The sequence below is a fragment of the Streptomyces incarnatus genome (assembly GCF_001027185.1).
Classification (GTDB): domain Bacteria; phylum Actinomycetota; class Actinomycetes; order Streptomycetales; family Streptomycetaceae; genus Streptomyces; species Streptomyces puniciscabiei.
The window spans coordinates 18,575-37,805 of sequence record NZ_CP011499.1; the positions used below are offsets into that span (position 1 = coordinate 18,575).

The window sequence follows — 19,231 nt, forward strand, 5'->3', positions numbered from 1 at the left end:
ACGGGCGGAGATCACCGGCCCGGTCCCGGCGCGTACGGCGCCGCGTGACGAGGCGGCCCGCCGCCGAGCACGACGGCCGCCCGGGATCCGGGGCCGCACGCCCGGACGGGGCCGGGTCGACCACACACCGTCCGTGACAACCCGCTGGCACCCAGGCCTTCGCCGTGCGCCGGACCGCATGTCCGCCCTCCCGACCACCGCTACGCGCAATCACGCCTGCCCTACAGGGAATTGAGCTCCGTCGCGCCACCGGGCGCGACACGAACGACAAGGATGAACCATGTCGCAAACGTCAACCGCAACCAAGCTGAACGTGCGCCAGGCCGCGGGCTACATCGGCGCGTACATCGACGGCATCGACCTGAAGACCGACCTCGACGACGCCACGATTGAGGAACTGCGCCAGGCCTTGTACACGCACAAGGCGCTCTTCTTCCGCGACCAGCACCTGGACCACGCCTCGCACGTCGCCTTCGCGCAGCGCTTCGGCCCGCTCGCGGTCCGCGCCCGGATCCAGGACACCGAGGATCTCAACCCGTTCCCGCAGATCCTGACGATTTCCCCGCAGCTCGACAAGAGGCTGGTGGGCGCCGACTACGAGGCGGTGTTCCGCAGCAAGTGGGTGTCCAGCATCAGCGGCTGGCACGTCGACGCCTCGCAGGTGGTGAACCCGCCGGCGATCGCGTTCCTGCGCGCTGACGAGGTCCCGCCGTTCGGCGGTGACACGCACTGGACGAACCTGGTGGCCGCCTACGAGGGCCTCTCCGAGCCGATCCGGAACATGATCGACGGGCTCCAGGCCCTGCACACCTTCTGGCCGGCCCAGCAGCTGGACCCGCGGAACCCGGTCGAGAAGAAGGCCCTCGACATGATCGGGAACGAGCGGGAGGCCGTGCACCCGGTGGTGCGCGTGCACCCCGAGACCGGCGAGAAAGCCCTGTTCGTCAACCCGTCGCGTACCGCCCGCATCCTGGGTATGAACCCGGTCGAAAGCCGCCGGATACTCGACCTGCTCTTCGAGGAGCTGACCCGGCCGCAGTACACCTGCCGGTTCGCCTGGGAGCCGGGATCGTTCGCGATGTGGGACAACCGGTCCACCGCGCACCTGGCCGCCGCCGACATCGACCACCTCACCGAGGAGGGCCACGTCCGCATCATGCACCGGACGTCGACCGTCGGTGACATCCCCGTCGGCCCCGACGGCTTCACCTCGTACGCGCTGGCGGGCGTGCCGCTGGTCGAGCCGAAGACGGACAGCGACGACGCGGCCGCGCAGGAAGCCCGGTGAGCACGGCCCGGACCGTGGTCGCGGCCGCGGCGCCGGCGGTCGTCCCCGGGTCGCTGACCCGGACGACCGACGCCGCCGCGGTCTTCGACCGCTACCCCCAGTACCGGGCCGGAATGCGCTGGGTGGAGGAGTTCGTCACCCAGCCGCACCCCCACCTGGGCCGCTCCGGGGCGGTCTGTCCGCGGCTCGCGCCCGCCATACGCGCCAACACGGTTTGGCTGGTCGCGCTCACCGTGCACGGAACGACCCCCGCCGACGCCGCCGAGGCAGGCCGGCTGCTGCTCGACCTGTTCGAGGAGGTCGCCGCCGGGCCGCACTGGTCGACCGCCGCCCTGCTCGGCTTCTTCCCCGGCCTGCCGGGCGAGCAGGCGGCCGGCTTCATCGACGGCGGGCACCGCCTGCTGCGGCCCGAGGCCGTCGAACGCGGCCTGATGCTCGGGGAGTTCCACGCGGACAGCACCGTCGGCGGTGTACACAACCGGGCGTTCCCGGTGATGCAGTGCCCGGAGCCGATGTTCGCCGTCCGTGCCATGACCCCCCACGACCTGCTGTTCGCCGATCAGCCCGGCACCTCGCCGGCCGACCTGCTCAGCTACCTCCTGGCGTATCAGCGGCACGTCGGCCCCCGGCTCAGCTCGGCGGCGCGGGAAGGCCTCGAGGCCAAGGTGAGTGCCGCCCGTCAAGCCCTTTCATCGGGAGAGTCATCGTGACCCTGCATCCCCCGGCCGCGCTCGCCGAGCCGACGCTCGCCGCGGCTCTGGAGACTGCCTACCACGAACACCGGACCTCGGACGCGGTCGTCACCGCGTCCGGGTCGCTGACCTACCAGGACCTGGCCGAGAAGGCACGCGCCGTCGCCGCCGGCGTGCGTGCTGCGGGTCCCGCCCCGTCTGCCCCGGCGGGGCAGGCCCCCATCGTGGCCGTGGTCCTCGAGCGCTCACCCGAGTTCGTCGCCTCCGTGCTGGGCGTGCTCGCCGCCGGGGCCGTGTACCTGCCGCTCGACCCGGACGCGCCGGACGCCTTCCTGCGGGACGTGTTCGCCGAGGCCCGGCCGGCGCTGGTCGTCACCACCGCCGACCGGGCCGCCCGGCTGCGCGAGCACACGACCGCACCGGTACGGGCGTACCAGGACCTGATCGCTCAGCAGCCGGCGGCTCCGGCCGCGGACCCGGCGGTCGACCCCTCCCAGCCGGCGTACGTGATCTACACATCCGGCTCGACCGGCGCACCCAAGGGCGTGCTGGTCCCGCACAGCGCGCTGCTGAACTCCACAGCGGCGCGCGCCGACCGGTTCGGGGCGGCCGGCCGGGTGCTGCTGCTGCACTCGCCGGCGTTCGACCTCACCACCGGTGTCCTGTTCTGGACGCTGCTGACCGGCGGCACCCTGATCATCGACCCGGTCGGCCTCACCGACGTCGCCCGGACCGTCGACCTGGTGCATGAGCACCGCGTCACGCAGCTGATCTACCCGGCGTCGCTGTACAGCGTCTTCCTCGATCGCGCCGCGAGCCGGCCCCCCACCACCCTCAAGGCCGTCGGCGTCGGCAGCGAGCGGTGGAGCCCCGCGGTGATCGAGCGGCACGCCCGCCTGCTGCCGGACACCTCCCTGTTCAACGAGTTCGGCCCGACCGAGGCGTGCGTCGTCTCCAGCTACGGCCTGGTCTACGACGCCGCGACCGGGCAGCAGATGCCGATGACCATCGGCCGGCCGGTACGCAACACCGGCTACCTCCTCCTCGACGCCGGCGGCCGGCCCACCACCGGCAGCGGCGAACTGGTCATCACCGGCGCCAACCTCGCGCTCGGCTACCTCAACCGCCCGGAACTGACCGCCGAGCGGTTCGTCACCGTCGACGGCGAGCGCGCCTACCGGACCGGTGACCTCGTCCAGCAGGACCCCTCCGGCTCCTTCGTGTTCCTGGAGCGCGCCGATCGGCAGGTGCAGGTCGGCGGGCACCGCGTGGAACCGGGCCACGTCGAGTCCGTGCTGATGGAGCACCCCCGCATCCTCCAGACCCACGTCACCGGACGTGCCGCCGCCTCGGCCTCCGGGTCGACCTCGCTCGTCGCCTACCTGGTGCCGGTGCCGGACGCGGGCCCCGGCCCGTCGGCTCCCGGGTCCGGCGCGGACGGTGCCGACGAGGCGTCGCTCCTCGCCGACTGCGACCGCTATCTGCGCGAACGGGTTCCGGCGTACCTCGTCCCCTCCGCGTACGTCGTGCTCCACGAACTGCCCCGGACCGCGGCCGGGAAGATCGACCAGGCGCGGCTGCCCGACCCGGCCGCCGCCCTGGCCGGCGCCCGGCCGGCGGACGCCCTGGAAGAGCAGCTGGCGGCCGCGGCCGCGGCCATCCTCGGCGTGCCGGACGTCCCGGTGGACCGGTCGCTGCTGCTGCTGGGCGCGAACTCGCTGGCCCTGATCCAGCTCGCCGCCGTCGTCGCCGGCGAGCACGCCGTCGACCTTCCGGTCAGCGCCCTGTTCGCCACCCCGACCATCACGGACATCGCCGCCCTGGTCCGTGCCGGGGCCCCGTCCGATCGTCCGCGGATTCAACCCGGCACCGCGCCCACCGAGACCGGACCGGAGGGCGCCGCCGGCTACCCGCTCAGCGGCCAGCAGGAGCAGATTTGGGTCCTGACCCAGCTGACCCCCGACGCGCTCGCGTACAACACCCAGTTCTCCCTGCGGATGCACGGCCCGGTGGACATCACCGCGCTGCAGCGGGCGCTGTCGCACATCGTGGCCCGGCACGAGATCCTGCGCTCCACCTTCCACGACGGATCCAACGGGCCGATCCAGGTCGTCCACGAGCCCTGGCAGGCGAAGGTCGAGGTCGTCGACCTCACCGGCCTGCCCGAGCAGGACCGCGACACGGAACTCACGGCTCGAATGCGCGCCGAGGTCGCCGTCGGCTTCGACGTCGCCACCCTGCCGCTGGTGCGCTGGAGCCTGTTCCGGCTCGCCCCCGACGAGTGGCGGCTGCTGCAGGTCGAGCACCACTTCGCGCACGACGGCTGGTCCGCCCAGCTGTTCCTGGCCGAACTCCGCGACGCCTACGACGCGATCGTCGCCGGCCGGCAGCCGCAGCTGCCCGTGCTGCCCGTGCAGTACCGGGACTTCGCCGCCTGGCACCACGCCTGGCGCAGCAGCGGCGACTACGCCGACCAGGTCGCGTACTGGCGTCACGAGCTCTCCGGCTGCCCCCGCGACGGCGCGACGTTCGCCGCGGACCGCTCCCGGCCGGTGGCCCGGTCGTACCGCGGCGGCCGGCTGAGCGCGCACATCCCGGCCGAGGTCATGAAGGGCCTCGACGAGCTGGCCGCCCGGCACGAGGTGAGCCGCTTCGCGGTGTTCCTGTCGGCGTTCGCGCTGCAGGTGTGGCAGCACACCGGCGAGGAGGACATCGTCCTCGGGTCGGCGCTGGTCAACCGCCGCCAGCCCGGCACCGACCGGCTCCTCGGCATGTTCGTCAACGCGCTTCCGCTGCGCGTGCGCATCGACCCGGCCGGTTCGCTGAGTGAGCTCCTGCGCGCGACGATGAACGTCGTGCTCGGCGCGCAGGACCATCAGGAACTGCCGCTGCTCGACCTGCTGGCCCGCCTGGACCTGCCGCGCGACCCCGGCCGGAACCCGCTGTTCAACCTGATGTTCGCGTTCCACGACACCCCCCGGCCGCACCTGCAAATGGGGCCGGTGCAGGCGAGCCTGGTCATCGAGCACAACGCGTCCGCCAAGGGCGACATCAACGTGGTGTGCGTACCCGACCCGCGCCTGCCCGACGGGAGCGGACTCGGCGGGATGACCATCCTGTGGGAGTACGACACCGACCTGTTCGACGCGGACACCGCCCGCGAACTCCTCGACGGGTTCGAAACGGTGCTGGGCCTGCTGTCGTGCGCGGCCGACGAGCCGGTCCGTGAACTGGACCTGCTGGGTGCCGCGCAGACGCGGCACGTCCTGGCCATGAGCACCGGCCCGGCCGACGAGGTGCCGTTCGGCACTCTGCACGCCGGCTTCGCGGCCTCGGTGGCCGACCGCCCGGACGCGGTCGCCCTCGAGCACGCAGGCTCGTCGTGGACGTACCGTCAGCTCGACCGGCACGTCCGGGACCTCCAGCACCGGCTCACCGAGGCGGGGCTGACGGCCGGCGCGGTCGTCGCGATCACCTGCCCCGCCGGCCTCGGCCTGGTCGCGGCGATCCTGGCCACGCTGCGGGCCGGCGCGCTCTACGTGTGCATTGACCCGTCGCAGCCCCCGGCCCGAACCAGCGCCATGTACGAGGACGCCGCCCCGAGCGTCGTCGTCGCCGACCGAGCCGCCCTGCCCGGTGCGGCGCCGTCCGGCGCGCCCGCGGGTGTGCCCGTGGTGTACGCCGACGACCTGCCCGACGGCACGGCACCGGATACCGGCGCCCCCACTGACGCGGACGTCCGCCCGACCGACGGCGCGTACCTCGTCTACACCTCGGGCTCCACCGGGACCCCGAAGGCGGTCCTGACCAGCCACGCCAACGCGTGCGCCGCGGTGCACGCCCGTACCAGGTACCTCCAGGCGGCGGGCACGGACTGCGGTGCGCCGGTCAAGACCCTGATCACGCTTCCGGTGATCTTCGACGTCGCACCGCACATGATGCTGTGGACGCTGTGGTCGGGCGGCACCATCGTGGTCCCGGACACCGCCGATCACGCCCGGGATCCCGACCGCATCCGTGCGCTCATCGAGCGGTGCGAGGTCACGCACGTCAACTTCACCGCGTCGTTCTACCGGCAGCTGGTGCGGACTCTGCCGGCCGGCCGGCAGTCGCGGCTGCGGGTGGTGGCGATCGGCGGCGAGGCGTGCAGCCCGGACGACATCAGCGAACACGCCGTCCGCTTGCCCGATGCGGCCTTGGACAACGAGTACGGCCCGACCGAGGGCACCGTCTGGTGCTCCGCCGAGCGCCTGTACCCGGCGGCCCCCGGCGCGGAAACGCGGGTCAGCGTCGGAGGACCGCTGGCCAACTACCGCATGGTGGTGCTGGATTCGGACGGGCGCCTGCTGCCCGCTGGCGCGGCTGGCGAGCTGTACATCGGCGGCCCCGGGGTGGCCGTCGGCTACCACCGCCGCCCCGAGCTGACCGCTGAGCGGTTCCTTGTCCCTGCGGCCGGACCACTCGCGGGGCAGCGCCTGTACCGGACCGGTGACCGGGTCCGGCTGCGGGCCGGGAAATTCGAGATCCTCGGACGCCTCGACGACCAGGTGAAGATCCGCGGGTTCCGCGTGGAGCTCGGCGAGGTCACCGCCTGTCTGCTGAAGCACCCGGACATCGCCGACGCCGCGGTGCTGCTGGGAGAGTCCCGTGGTACGCAGCGCCTGATCGCGTACGTCGCCGTCCCGGCTGGCAGCGCCGTCGGTCCGGAGCACCTGCGGGAGTGGGCGGCACAACGGCTGCCCTCGTACATGCTTCCGGCCTCCTTCGTGCTCATGGACCGGCTTCCGCGTACGTCCACCGGGAAGATCCAGGCGTCGCAGCTGCCGGAACCGCCGGAGCAGACCGGTTCGGGCCCGGCGGCCGAGCCGGAGACGCCCCGTCAGCGCCTGCTGTTGCAGGTGTGGCGGGACACCCTCCAGCAGCCGCGCACCGGCCTCGACGACGACTTCTTCGCCTGCGGCGGCGACTCGCTGCAGGCGATCCGGGCCGCCGCCCGGGCCCGGGCCCTTGGTGTGGACGTGAGCGTCGCGGATCTGCTGACCGCACCGACCGTCCGCGCTCTGGACCACCTGATCACCCACCGCCCCGACAGGGACGTCCTCGCGGTGACCGAACGCCGGCCGGGCGGAACCGTGCTGCCGCTCACGGCGATCCAGGCCTGGTTCTTCGACCAGCGGTTCGCCAACCCGGACCACTTCCACCAGGCGCGCCTGTTCGAGATGGCTGACGACGGCGACCCGGAGACTCTGTGCGCGGCACTGGGCTGGGTGATCCGCCGCCACGACGCGTTCCGTACCCGGTTCACCCGCGACGGGGACACCTGGAGGGCCGTCCTCGACGAGGAGCCGGCCGGTGACCTGCTGAGCCAGCACACGGTGCCGGACGGCGAGCAGCCGCTCGAGCAGCGGCTCGACGCCTTGCTGCGCGCTCTGCACCGTCAGATCGACATCGCGGGCGGCCGGCTGGCGGACTTCGCGCTGGTGCGCGACCCTGGCAGCTCCCGTACCTGGGTGTATCTGATCGCGCATCACCTCATCGTCGACGTGGTGTCCTGGCAGATCCTCACCGACGACATCGAGTGGGCCCACCGGGCGCTGCGGGAGGGCCGGGACCTGCCCGACGGCGCGGCACCGGGCATCCCCGCCGAGGCCACTGCGGCACCCGCCCCCGAGACGCACTGGGAGACGCTGGCCAAGGCGCACAAGCCGGTGCTCTCCGGTGCCGGGAAGGCCGCCGCGGCGGCCGGGGCCGCAGACCGGATCCGGGTGAGCTCCCGCCTGTCGCACCGGGTCGCCACGTACCTGGGGCAGGAGACCCGTCGGCTGCACGACATCGGCGCCCAGTCGGTCCTGCTGGCGGCGCTGCACCGCGCGCTGGCCCCGCACAGCGACGGCCCGGACCTGTACGTGTGGCTGGAGGGACACGGCCGGACCCAGTCCGGCGAGGGCGGCCCGGAGAACGCGGTCGGCTGGCTGACCTCGCTTTACCCGGCGCTGCTCACCGACCTCGACGCGGACCCGGCTCGTCTCGTCGACGCCGCGGCCGCCGTCGACCGGCAGCTCGCTGCGGTCCCAGACGCCGGTATCGGCTTCGGCCGGGCGCGTTACCTGCACCCGCACTCGCCGCTCGGCCGGCAGCTGAGCTCCGTTGCATCGCCCCAGGTCACGTTCAACTACCTCGGGGGGCACCAACTGCCCGCCGACGACTACGTGCTGAGGCCGGCCGCGGCTCCGGAGGCGGCGACCATCGCCGCCGCCAACGTGCTGCCGACCCCGCTCGACGTGACGGTCGCCCCGGCCGCGGACGGCACGGTGATCTGCCGGCTGTCCGTCGACCCGGCGCTGCTGTCCGCTGAGGAGGCGGCGCAGGTCGCCGACCGGTTCGCCGCCGAGGTGGAGCGCGCCGCCCGGATCGTCCCGCTCACCACCGCGCCGGTCGACCGGCCCGCGCGCACGCTGTTCATGATCCACCCGGTCGACGGGCGGATCGACTGGTATGCGCCGATCGCCGGTGTGCTCGGCCGTGGCTGGGACTGCTACGGCCTGCCGCACGACTACACCTGCGAGAGCACGACGATGCAGGCGCTGGCCCGCCGCTACCTGGACCAGATCCGCGCGGCGATGCCCTCCGGCCCGTACACCCTGGCGGGCTGGTGCATGGGTGCACCGCTGATCTACGAGATCGCGCGCCAGGCACACACGGACGGCGACGGCGACCGCATCGACGACCTGATCGTGATGGACCCAACGCCGGCCGAGCCGCCGGCGAACCCGGACGCCGCCCTGGTCGACCACGCGCACGTCGAGCTCCCGCACCAGACGAAGCCCGCGATCGCCGAGGGGCTCGCCGCGACCCGGCAGCTGCCGATCCCGGAGCGTGCCGCGGCGCTCGTCGACCTGCTCGGCCCGGCTGGGCCCGGGGCCCTCGACCACCAGCTGCTCGGCAAGCTGCGGATGCGGCTGAGCTTCCACGCGGCGATGGACGCGTGGCGGCCCACCGGGCAGGTGCCGCGGATGACGATGTGCCTGCCCGAGGTCGTCACGGCGGGCCACGAGAACGCCCCCGAGGGCTGGCGTCCACTGGGTGCCACCGTGGCCGTCACCACGATCCCAGGCGATCACGTCAGCATGCTCAGCGCCGGTGAACTCCGGCAGGCCTTGGGCCCGGCGGCCGCCGGCCGTCCGCAGCACACCGGGGAGGGCTCGTGACCACGACACCCGAGATACGCGCGCTGCGCCCCGGCATCTGGCCCGCCACGGCCGAACAGGGCCCAGACGGGGTGCTGATCATCGGCGGCGTACCGGTGACGGACATAGCCGAGCGGTACGGTACACCCGCGTACGTCTTCGACGAGGCCGACTTCCGGGAACGCTGCACCACCTTCCGTGAGGCGTTCCACGACTTCGACGTCTACTACGCGAGCAAGGCGTTCCTCACCCGCACCAGCGCCCGCATCGCCGAGGAGACCGGCCTGAGCCTGGACGTGTGCACGGAGGGCGAACTCGCCTACGCCAAGGCCGTGGACTTCCCGGCCGAGCGCATCCTGCTGCACGGCAACAACAAGTCGGAGGCGGACCTGGCCGCGGCCCTCGCGTACGGGGTCGGGCGCATCGTCGTCGACTCCGTCGAGGAACTCGACCGGCTCGAGGAACTGGTGCCGCGCTTTCCCGGCAGCAGGCCCGGAGTGCTGCTGCGGGTCACGGTGGGCGTGCAGGCCGACACCCACGCGCACATCGCCACCGCGCACGAGGACCAGAAGTTCGGTTTCTCGCTGGTCAGCGGCGACGCCGAGCAGGCGGTGCGCCGGGTGGCGGACAGCGGCCTGCTCGAACTGCGCGGCCTGCACAGCCACATTGGCTCGCAGATCCTCGGCACGGCCGGCTTCGAGGCCGCCGCCAAGCGGCTGGCCGAGCTGCGGGCCCGGCTGGCCCAGGACGGCATCGAGCTTCCCGAGCTTGATCTCGGCGGCGGTTTCGGCATCGCCTACACCGAGCACGACGTGCCCACTCCGGCCAAGGAGATGGCCGACAACCTGCGGACCGTGGTGGAGAAGGAGTGCGCCGCGCTCGGGGTGTCGATGCCGCGCCTGGCCATCGAGCCGGGCCGCGCCATCGCCGGTCCGGCGGGGGTGACGCTCTACCGGGTCGGCGCGGTCAAGCACCGTGCGGGCATCCGCACCTTCGTCGCGGTCGACGGCGGCATGAGCGACAACGTGCGCACCGCGCTGTACGACGCCACGTACTCCGTGCAGCTCGCGGGGCGCGTCTCGGACGCACCTCCCGCGCTGGTCCGCGTCGTCGGCAAGCACTGCGACGCCGGGGATGTGGTGGTGCGCGAGGACCACCTGCCGTCCGACGTCCGGGCCGGCGACCTGCTCGCGGTCCCGGGCACCGGCGCGTACTGCCGCAGCCTCGCGCACAACTACAACCAGATCCCGAGACCGCCCGTGATCGCGGTGGCCGAGGGCCGGGCCCGCGAAATCGTGCGCCGCGAGACGGTCGAGGACCTGATGCGCCTCGACGTCGGCTGATCACCGACCCGCCACGGCGGCCCCCGGGCCGCCGTGGCGGCAGCCACCTGCCCCCAGTCGCGCCAGCAAGGAGCCACGATGACCAAACAGCGTCCCCAGGATGCGTACACCAACAGCATCGAGTCGCCGACGTACCAGAGCGCCTCCTACTACTTCAACAACGCGGACCACGTGAAGGACGGCCTGCACAACAGGTCCGTGCCCGCCGGGCGCTACGGCCGGTACTCCAACCCCACCTGGATCGAAGTGGAGAACAAGCTCAGCGAACTCAGCGGCGCCGAGAGCTCCTTGGTCTTCGCCTCCGGCATGGCCGCGCACGTCACCGCGTTCCTCGCGCTGCTCGAGGCGGGCGACGAGGTGGTGCTGCCGTCCGAGTCGTACCGGCAGGTGCGCAACGTCTTCCACCACATCCTGCCGAAGTTCGGCGTCGTGGTGCACGAGTTCTCCATCCGGGACTCCGAGGCGTTCATCGAGAACGTCGCGGCGCTGCGCGGCCGGATCAAGCTCGTCCACCTGGAGATGCCCTCCTCGCCGCACATGTACCTGATCGACGTGGCGCGGGTGCGGGCGGCCGTCGGGCCGGACGTGATCCTCACCCTGGACAGCTCGTTCTCGCCGCCGCCGAACTACTACGCGCTGCAGTGGGGCGTGGACCTGGTGCTGTTCAGCGCCACCAAGTACCTCAGCGGACACGGCGACATCGTGGCCGGGGTGGCCTCGGGCCGCGAGGAGCTGATCGAGAAGCTGCGCTGGTACCGGGACACGACGGGACCCATCGTCGACGGCAACACCGCCTTCCTGCTGCGCCGCAGCCTCTACACGCTGCAGCTGCGCATGGAGCGGGTCAACGCCATGGGCCTGGAGGTCGCGCGCTTCCTCGAGGGGCACCCGGCCGTCGAGCGCGTCTACTACAACGGCCTCGAGTCGCACCCGCACTTCAAGCTGGCGCAGCAGTACCTGAACGGCTTCGGCGGGGTCATCACCTTCGAGCTCAGGATGAGCGAGGAGCAGACCGCCGAGGTCGTCGACCGGCTGCGCGTGCCGTTCATGGCCTCGAACTTCGGCGCACCGCACACGCTCATCGAACAGAGCACGTTCTTCACCTACTTCGAGTACTCCGACGACGAGCTGGTGAGCATCGGGGTCCCGCGGGGCACAGTGCGGCTGGCCCTCGGTTACAGCAACGAGGTCGCGGACATCATCAAGGACCTCGACCAGGCGCTGTCCCACGTCTTGTCCGGGGCTGGGGGTTCCGCCGCGTCCTGAGTCATCGGCCGCCCACGCCGCTCCGCCCCGGCCACAGGCGCCCCTCCGTTGCGGCGGTTCCGTGCGGGCGCGGCGGCCGACGCCTGCGGCGGGAGGCCCGGGCGGGGTGCAATTCGCTGCCCAGCGGGCGGACATGTGCGGTGCGGTACCATCTCGTATGGCGTAATGGAAGTCAGCGCCTGTGCAGCACCGTGCAGGTTGGGTCGTGGTTACCTCGCTGCCGATTCGGCCGCGCGCGCGAGCACTGTCCCGCCGGGTGTGCCCGCTCTCAGTTTCCGGAGAGCGCATTCTTCCGACTGTGCGCTACCGGGCGGCGACAACCTGCACTGCCCGTACGAGCCTCGCCAATTTCACCCGCAGTGGTTTGCAGGCTCCTTTCTGGAGACGACGTGAAAATCCTCCCCGAAATCTCTCGTACGCTGAGTGAATACCTCCTCATCCCCGGCCTGACCACAGAGGACTGCACGCCGGACAATGTGGATCTCGGGGCGCCGCTGGTGCGTCACCAGGTCGGCGAGGAATCGGCTGTCCGGATCGCCACACCCATGGTGAGCGCCATCATGCAGGCGGTGTCCTCGCCGACGCTGGCGGTGGCCCTGGCGCAGGTCGGCGGGCTGTCGTTTATCCACCAGAACCAGCAGATCGAGGACCAGGCCGCGGACGTCCTCGCGGTGAAGCGGCACAAGGCCGGCTTCCGCACCAGCGAGGTCACCGTGGCGCCGCAGACCCCGCTCGGCGAGGTCACCCGCCGGCTCTCCGGAACCGAGCAGGGCGTCGCCGTGGTCACGCAGAGCGGCGAGACGGACAGCGAGTTCCTCGGCATCATCAGCCTCGACGACTTCCACCTGGAGAGGCACGGGGCGTCCGAGACCGTCGGCCACCGGATGCGCGGCCGAGACACCCTGGTCACCGCCGAGGCCTCGGTCACCCTGTCCGAGGCCAACGAGCTCATCTGGCAGCACCACCTGGACGTACTGCCGGTGCTCGAGGACGGCCGGGTGGTCTCCCTGGTTCTCAAGCGGGACTACCAGGCCCACAAGACGTACCACCGGGCGTCGGTGGACGGCGAGAAGCGTCTGCGCGTCGGCGCCGGCATCAATTCGCGAGACTTCAAGGACCGCATTCCCGCCCTGGTGGAGGCCGGCGCGGACGTGCTGTGCCTGGACTCCTCCGACGGCTATTCCGTGTACCAGGCAAGGACCCTCGAATTCGCCCGGGAAGAGTACGGTGACGATGTTTTCGTCGGTGCGGGGAACGTCGTCGACGGCCGCGCCTTCCGTTATCTGGCCGACGCGGGCGCGGCGTTCGTGAAGGTGGGCATCGGCGGCGGCGCCATCTGCACCACGCGGGCCCAGAAGGGCATCGGCCGCGGGCAGGCCTCCGCACTGCTCGCCGTGGTCGAGGCGCGCGACGCCTACGCCCAGGAGACCGGGGTGTACGTTCCGCTGTGCTGCGACGGCGGTCTGCTCAACGACTCGCACATGGCGATGGCCCTGGCGATGGGCGCGGACTTCATCATGCTCGGCCGCTACTTCGCGCGGCTCGACGAGAGCCCCTCGCGCAAGCTGCAGATCGGCGGCCAGTGGTACAAGGAGTACTGGGGCGAGGGCTCGCGGCGCGCCCAGAACGCGGCCCGCTACGGCCAGCGCGGCCAGATGGTCTTCGAGGAGGGCGTCGACGGCTACGTCCCCTACGCGGGCAGCCTGTACGACAACGTGGAGCGCACCCGGGCGAAGCTGATCTCCACCATGATCAGCTGCGGGTCGACGACCCTGCGGGACTTCCACCGGGACGCGGTGCTGGTCCCGGTGTCGGCGGAGTCGTTCAAGCAGACCGGCGCCGAGATCGAGGTACGCCGGCCCGCCATCGACGCCGGGGAGTGACCGGCCGACCGGACGGCCCCGTGCCCTCGGCCTCAGTGCCGAAGGCGCGGGGCTGTCCGCCGCTCACTCGGCGCGCCGCAGCAGGGACGTGGCGTACTCCTGGGCGGCCGGCGGGACGGCGAGGGCGGGGTGGAGCGCCGCCGTGCTGGCGTCCCGCCACAGCCGCGACAGCGCGCTGGTGCCGCTGGTGGCGCGTACCCCCGCGCTGTGGAAGAGGGCCTGGACAGCCTCGTTCAGGAGCCCGGCGGCGGTGGCGTGGTCGCGCCGGCAGCGGGCGGCGAGCAGTGCGGTGAGCGCGTCGGGCTCGTCGCAGGTACGGGCCGCCCGGCGCAGCAGGAGGTCTGCGGCGTCGATCTTCCCGGAGGCGGTCGCCAGCGCCGCATCACTGTCGCGCAGTGAGCCCGCCGACGGGTGCCGACTCGCGGCCGCGGTCCACGCGTTCAGCGCCGCGCGCGCGGCACCGAGCAGCGGAACGGCGAAGAAGAGCCCGCTGATCGCCTCGTGCGGTACGCGGTAGCAGTCCCCGTCCGCGGGCAGGTCCACGGCCGTGAACAACTGCTCGCGGGTGAAAGAGCGACCGTCGGGGACGAACACCTCCGTGTCGAGGACGAGGGTGTCGCTGCCGGTGCCGCGTAAGCCGACCGCGCCGCTCCAGGTCGGCTCGGTGGTCCACGCCGAGCGGGGCACGAGCAGGAACCGCGGGCCGGGGGCGCCCTCGGGCACGGCGGACAGCAGGGCCCACCGGGCGTGGTGGACCCCGCTGCAGAAGGGCCACCGTCCGGACAGCAGCCATCCGCCGCGGGTGGGCGTGGCGATGCCGGCCGGCTGCAGGGTGCCGGCGATGGGCACGTGGGGGCCGTGCGCCCACACGGCCTTCTGCCCGGCGGGGGGCAGGTAGGCGGCCATCCGGCTCATGGAGGTCATGACCGCGGCGCACCATCCGGTGGACGGGTCGGCCTCGGCCAGGCGGAGCAGCGCGGGCAGGCAGTCGTCGAACCGTCCCGCGGCGCCGCCGAAGGCCCGGGGGACGAAGTGGGCGAGCAGACCGGTGCCGGTGAGTGCCTCGGCGACGGCGTCGGGCAGCCGGCCGGCCCGGTCGGTATGGGGGGCGTGCTCGGCGGCGGACAGCGCGGCGGCCTCGACCTCGAGCACGGGCGGGGAGGGCATGAGCGTCATTTGGGCGGGCCTGGAGGGGTTCGGGTGGCAGCGCACACGGGGCGGGGTCCTAGGACTGCGGCTGGAGGATGACGGTGGGGATGGGGCGCTGGGTGGACTGCTGGTAGGTGTCGTACGCGGGCCACAGGCCGGTCATCAGCTTCCACAGGAGCCGGTGCTCCTCGCCGGTGACGGTGCGGGCCTGCACGGTGAACTGCTGGTCGCGAACCTGGATGAGGGCCGTGGGGCGCTGCTGGAGGTTGAGGTACCAGTCGGGGTGGTTGTCGGCGCCGAGATTGGATGCGACGACGACGTAGGCGTCCTGGTGGCGGCCGTAGATGACGACGGTGCGGCGCGGCAGACCGCTGCGGCGGCCGATGGTGGTCAGCAGCAGGGTCTCGGCGCCCTTCCAATCGTGGCCCTCGGCTCCGGCAGTGGCGGCGTACCGGCGGGCATGGTTGGCGATCCCGTTGACGCGGCTGTCGGTAGGGGCGATGGCGAACGGGTCCGGGGCGGTCACGGCAGACAGGCTTCCTTCTTCATCTGGCAGGGATACGGGGCACTTCGGACGACACCGGCCCGCAGCGTGCGGAGGATTCGGCAGTCCGTACGTCCACTGCAATCATCCGCACATGAATTTGGCGAGTTGACGATTGACAATGCATCAGAAGATTACACCCGGCATCGCACCTCTGCCCGCCGCCGAGCGAATAACGAACCCGACACCGATCCGGACATACGGTGAAATCCCGCCGAACAAAAGAAGCCAATTTCAACGCCATGGCAGGAATGCAGCGGGGAAAGCAGAAATAGAGTCGACTCATCCGCTCCTCCCGGCCGCGGTGAATCACGAGACTGCACTGCGCGTGGAGTCGATTCCAACTATCCCGATGTGATGATCGTCACAGGACGAGTCCATCACTCTCACTGTGATCATGATGTTAACTTGTGCCCAACTAGACCTATGGCCGGACAAATACCGGAGAACTCGAGGGCACAAACGGAGATTCCCCAAGAATGGGGATTCCCGGGCGGCTGCCGTACGGCGGCCTCATCCTCATCCCGGTCACCGGGCTTCAGTCGCGCCGGATCCTCAGGCCGGGCACTGGCAGCTTCGCCGGAACCGGAGACCTCGCCGGGGAGCTTGCAGCCGGCACTGCCCTGACCAGAGCCCGCTTCCGGCCGACGCTGCACTGGAAGGTTCGACATCATGACCTCGCGCCCACGCCCCTTGCTCGTCGGAGTCGACCGCTATGTTCTGCGAGCCTGCGGCAGGCGCGGCATCCCCGCCGTCGTCGTCTACGGCCCGTACTGGAGGGACAGCGGGCTTCCGGCCCTCCCGGACTGCGTCACTCCCGTCTTCGTGGAGGATGAGTGCAGTGCCGAGGCGGTGCTGACCGCGCTCACCCGCGCCGGACTCGGCGAGGAACGCTTCGCCTCCGTGACCACCACGAACGAGTACGCGCTCGTCAACGTCGCCGTGCTCGCGCAGGCCCTCGGCTGTCCGGGGATCACCCCGGCCGTGGCGCTGCGCTTCCGGGACAAGTACCTCCAGAAGGAAGCTGTGCGGGCCCGTGGCATTCCCACAGCCCGGTCCCTCGTCCTGGAGGACATCCACGACGACGCCCTGCCCGAGCTGCCGTTCGCGGCGGGCGTCATCAAGCCCGTCACCGGAGCCGCGACCCGGCAGACCGCAACGGTGCGCAGCACGGACGAACTGCACGAGACGGTACGCCGTTTCCGCACCGAGGCCGGCTCCGCGCGCACCTTCGTGGTGGAGGAGTTCCAGCAGGGCGACGAGTGGATGGTCGACGGCGTCGTCCACAACGGAAAGATCGTCTTCGCGTCGGTGGCCCCGTACACCCAGACCTGCCTGAGCACGGTCGAGTCGCAAGCGCCCCTGCAGATACGCCGGTTCGACCCGGTCACGGACGCGTGGACCTTCGACCTCGCCGTGCCCGTCGCCCAGGACGCACTGGAGGCGCTCGGCCTGACGGACGGCGTCTTCCACATGGAACTGTTCCACCACCAGGGCGAGGTGTACTTCAGTGAGTGCGGCGCGCGGCGGGGTGGCGCCCTCATGCACGAGCAGGTCGAGTGCAAGTTCGGCGTCGACCTCGGTGAGGCCGCGCTGTCGCTGGCGATCGGGGAGGAGCCGGACGTCACGGTCAGCCTGCGCCCCGGCGTCGTGGGCAGCACGTACATTACGTCGCCCCCCGGCATTCTCTTCGACGTGCCGTCGCACGACGAGGTCATGAGTCTTCCCGACGTCGAGTACGTCCTGCTCGGCCACCTGGTGGGTGCGTCCCTGCCTGCCGCGATCTCCGACACCACCAAGCGCGTCGGCCAGGTCATGATCACGACCGGGACGCTCGATGAGTTCCACAAGCGGTCGGAGGAGGTCCTGGCTTGGTTCGCCGACCGCATCACGGTCATCCCGGCCGGCACGAAAGGCAGGGATCTGCACAGGATGCAGTCCGCCCTCGGGTACGACAACCGGCTCATGGCGAGCTACCGGCGCGAGGACGGCTGATAGCCGCGCGACCTCCGGACACGGCGGCCGACGCAGCGGACACGAGGGGTGCCGGGGCGTCGTCCCGGCACCCCTCCTGCTGTGCAATGCCCGTGCACCGCCTGGGAAATGATGCGGTGTCCGGTCCGACGGGGGCTGGACCGGGTGCCGTGCAGCACGTCGGTCTCGGTACTGGCCCTGATTCCCGCCTGGTTCGCCGTCGGACGAGTGGGCATCACGTCTTCTCTGGCAGGGAGTTCGGACTGACAGCGCCTCCCCGCCCCTGCAACTCACCCACCTGCCGGGGAGCAGAGACCCTGCGCCCCGGCGCGCGACTTCAAAGAACGAGGAAAACCCTTTGTCGACCACCGACACGCCTCAGACCCGGGTGGCCACCCCTCGGCGCTTCCTGATGTGCCCGCCGCAGCATTTCGACGTGACGTACTCGATCAACCCGTGGATGGACCCGGCCAAGCCGGTGGACAGTTCACTCGCCCACGCCCAGTGGGTAGAACTCAAGAACCTCTACGAGAGCCTGGGCCACACCGTCGAGGTGATCGATCCGCTTCCCGGGCTCCCTGACATGGTGTTCGCGGCGAACGGTGCAACCGTGATCGACGGCCGCGTGCTCGCGGCCAGGTTCCGACACGTGGAGCGCACCGCGGAAGGCCCGGCATACCTGTCCTGGTTCGTCGAGCACGGCTACGGTGACGTCCACTGGCCCGAACACGTCAACGAAGGTGAAGGCGACTACCGGGTGGTCGGGCGCACGGTGCTGGCCGGCGCCGGCTTCCGGACCGACCCCCGCTCGCACGCCGAGGCCCAGGAGTTCTTCGGGCTTCCGGTGATCGGGCTGACCCTGGTGAACCCCGAGTTCTATCACCTGGACACCGCACTGGCCGTCCTCTCCGACACCGAGATCATGTACTACCCTGAGGCGTTCACCCCTGGCAGCCAGAGCGTCCTGCGCGAGCTGTTCCCCGACGCCATCCTCGCGACAGCCGAGGACGCCGAGGTCTTCGGCCTCAATGCGCTCTCCGACGGCCGCCATGTCCTTCTCCCGGACGCCGCCGTGCACCTCAAGCAGCGCCTGAGGGAACGCGGATTCGAACCGATCGGAGTCGACCTCACCGAACTCCTCAAGGCCGGTGGCAGCGTCAAGTGCTGCACGCTCGAACTTCGCTGACTCGAACAAGTGTCTGAGACCTGGGGCATCGGCTCAGGTCTCAGACGGACAGGCGTAACCCGCAGCAGGACCGGAGAAAGCATCACCTCACCAGGTTCCGCGCGTGCGGTACCCAGCGGGCTCCGACCACGAAGTTTCACCCGATGCAGCTGTCCTAGGCCATGCCCGAAGACATGCAGGGCTGCCCCCAACCACCCGGCTACAAAGCCCCAACATGCGCCCACACTCCGAGGGGTGACTGCTGATCAGCAAGCCTGCCTGTCATGCAGTTTGACCTGCCCTCATCCGAGCCAGGAGACCAGGCGAACTGGTGCCGCGCCAGGAGGCCTGCCCAGGTGGCGCGTTGTGTGAAGCTGCGAGTTCACCCGTGCGGGAGGTACCAGACACGGTCTGCTCGGGCCTACTTTCTACGGTGGCTGCCGGTTCCGGGTGCCGGCCGGTGACAGGCTGCTCCACTTGTCCGGTGACAGCGGTGCGGAGATTCCGTCCCGGGAGGCGTGATCTTTTCCAGACTCCATCCGCATCAGATTTTGAAGCAATGAGGCCGCCCTCTGCACAGCAGGTCTGGCTTCCCGGCCAGTCAGCCACCCTGACGGCCAGTCACTATCACACCCAGCCCACTCCTGCTGCCAGCCCGGGCCGTCAGGCCCGCAATCGGGCCGCGCGAAGCGTGGCACGCCCGGTGACACGGAGCGTCACCGGTGGCTGGAGCGCAGGCA

The 19,231-nt window shown here is 71.2% G+C and carries 10 protein-coding genes; 8 read left to right on the top strand and 2 right to left on the bottom strand.

The annotated features are described in order from the left end of the window. Positions 1-280 precede the first annotated feature (280 nt). The 6 genes from ABB07_RS40290 (at position 281) to ABB07_RS40315 (ending at position 13,659) form a co-directional block, all read left to right on the top strand. Positions 281-1,288, top strand: coding sequence for a TauD/TfdA dioxygenase family protein (locus ABB07_RS40290; RefSeq protein WP_208904016.1), 1,008 nt, complete (start codon positions 281-283; stop codon positions 1,286-1,288). Further along, positions 1,285-1,998, top strand: coding sequence for a DUF6875 domain-containing protein (locus tag ABB07_RS40295; RefSeq protein ID WP_208904017.1), 714 nt, complete (start codon positions 1,285-1,287; stop codon positions 1,996-1,998). Before ABB07_RS40290 ends, ABB07_RS40295 begins: the two co-directional genes overlap by 4 nt. After that, a complete protein-coding gene (locus ABB07_RS40300) occupies positions 1,995-9,188 on the top strand; it encodes a non-ribosomal peptide synthetase (RefSeq protein WP_208904018.1) in 7,194 nt (2,397 codons plus the stop codon). Before ABB07_RS40295 ends, ABB07_RS40300 begins: the two co-directional genes overlap by 4 nt. Beyond that, positions 9,185-10,510 carry a diaminopimelate decarboxylase gene (gene lysA, locus ABB07_RS40305; protein WP_208904019.1) on the top strand — a complete coding sequence of 442 codons (1,326 nt, stop codon included), beginning with the start codon at positions 9,185-9,187 and terminating at the stop codon, positions 10,508-10,510. The genes ABB07_RS40300 and lysA overlap by 4 nt, the downstream gene beginning before the upstream one ends. A gap of 78 nt (positions 10,511-10,588) precedes the next feature. After that, a complete protein-coding gene (locus ABB07_RS40310; protein ID WP_208904020.1) occupies positions 10,589-11,776 on the top strand; it encodes a PLP-dependent transferase in 1,188 nt (395 codons plus the stop codon). 389 nt (positions 11,777-12,165) lie between these two features. Further along, entirely contained in the window at positions 12,166-13,659 is a 1,494-nt protein-coding gene (locus ABB07_RS40315; protein ID WP_208904021.1) for an IMP dehydrogenase, read from the top strand. 63 nt (positions 13,660-13,722) lie between these two features. Here the strand turns inward: ABB07_RS40315 and ABB07_RS40320 are convergent, their stop codons facing one another. Both ABB07_RS40320 and ABB07_RS40325 read right to left on the bottom strand, forming a co-directional pair. Then, a complete protein-coding gene (locus ABB07_RS40320; RefSeq protein ID WP_208904022.1) occupies positions 13,723-14,835 on the bottom strand; it encodes an acyl-CoA dehydrogenase family protein in 1,113 nt (370 codons plus the stop codon). A 49-nt stretch (positions 14,836-14,884) separates the two neighbouring features. Next, positions 14,885-15,334, bottom strand: coding sequence for a nitroreductase family deazaflavin-dependent oxidoreductase (locus tag ABB07_RS40325; protein WP_244189863.1), 450 nt, complete (start codon positions 15,332-15,334; stop codon positions 14,885-14,887). A 690-nt stretch (positions 15,335-16,024) separates the two neighbouring features. Between ABB07_RS40325 and ABB07_RS40330 the strand changes: the two genes are divergently transcribed. Together ABB07_RS40330 and ddaH are read left to right on the top strand one after the other, a co-directional pair. Next, positions 16,025-17,347: an ATP-grasp domain-containing protein gene (locus ABB07_RS40330; protein WP_208904023.1), complete on the top strand. Its 1,323-nt coding sequence runs from the start codon at positions 16,025-16,027 to the stop codon at positions 17,345-17,347. A 337-nt stretch (positions 17,348-17,684) separates the two neighbouring features. Then, positions 17,685-18,512, top strand: a complete 828-nt coding sequence (gene ddaH / locus ABB07_RS40335; protein WP_341845930.1) for a dimethylargininase — start codon at positions 17,685-17,687, stop codon at positions 18,510-18,512. Positions 18,513-19,231: the final 719 nt, after the last annotated feature.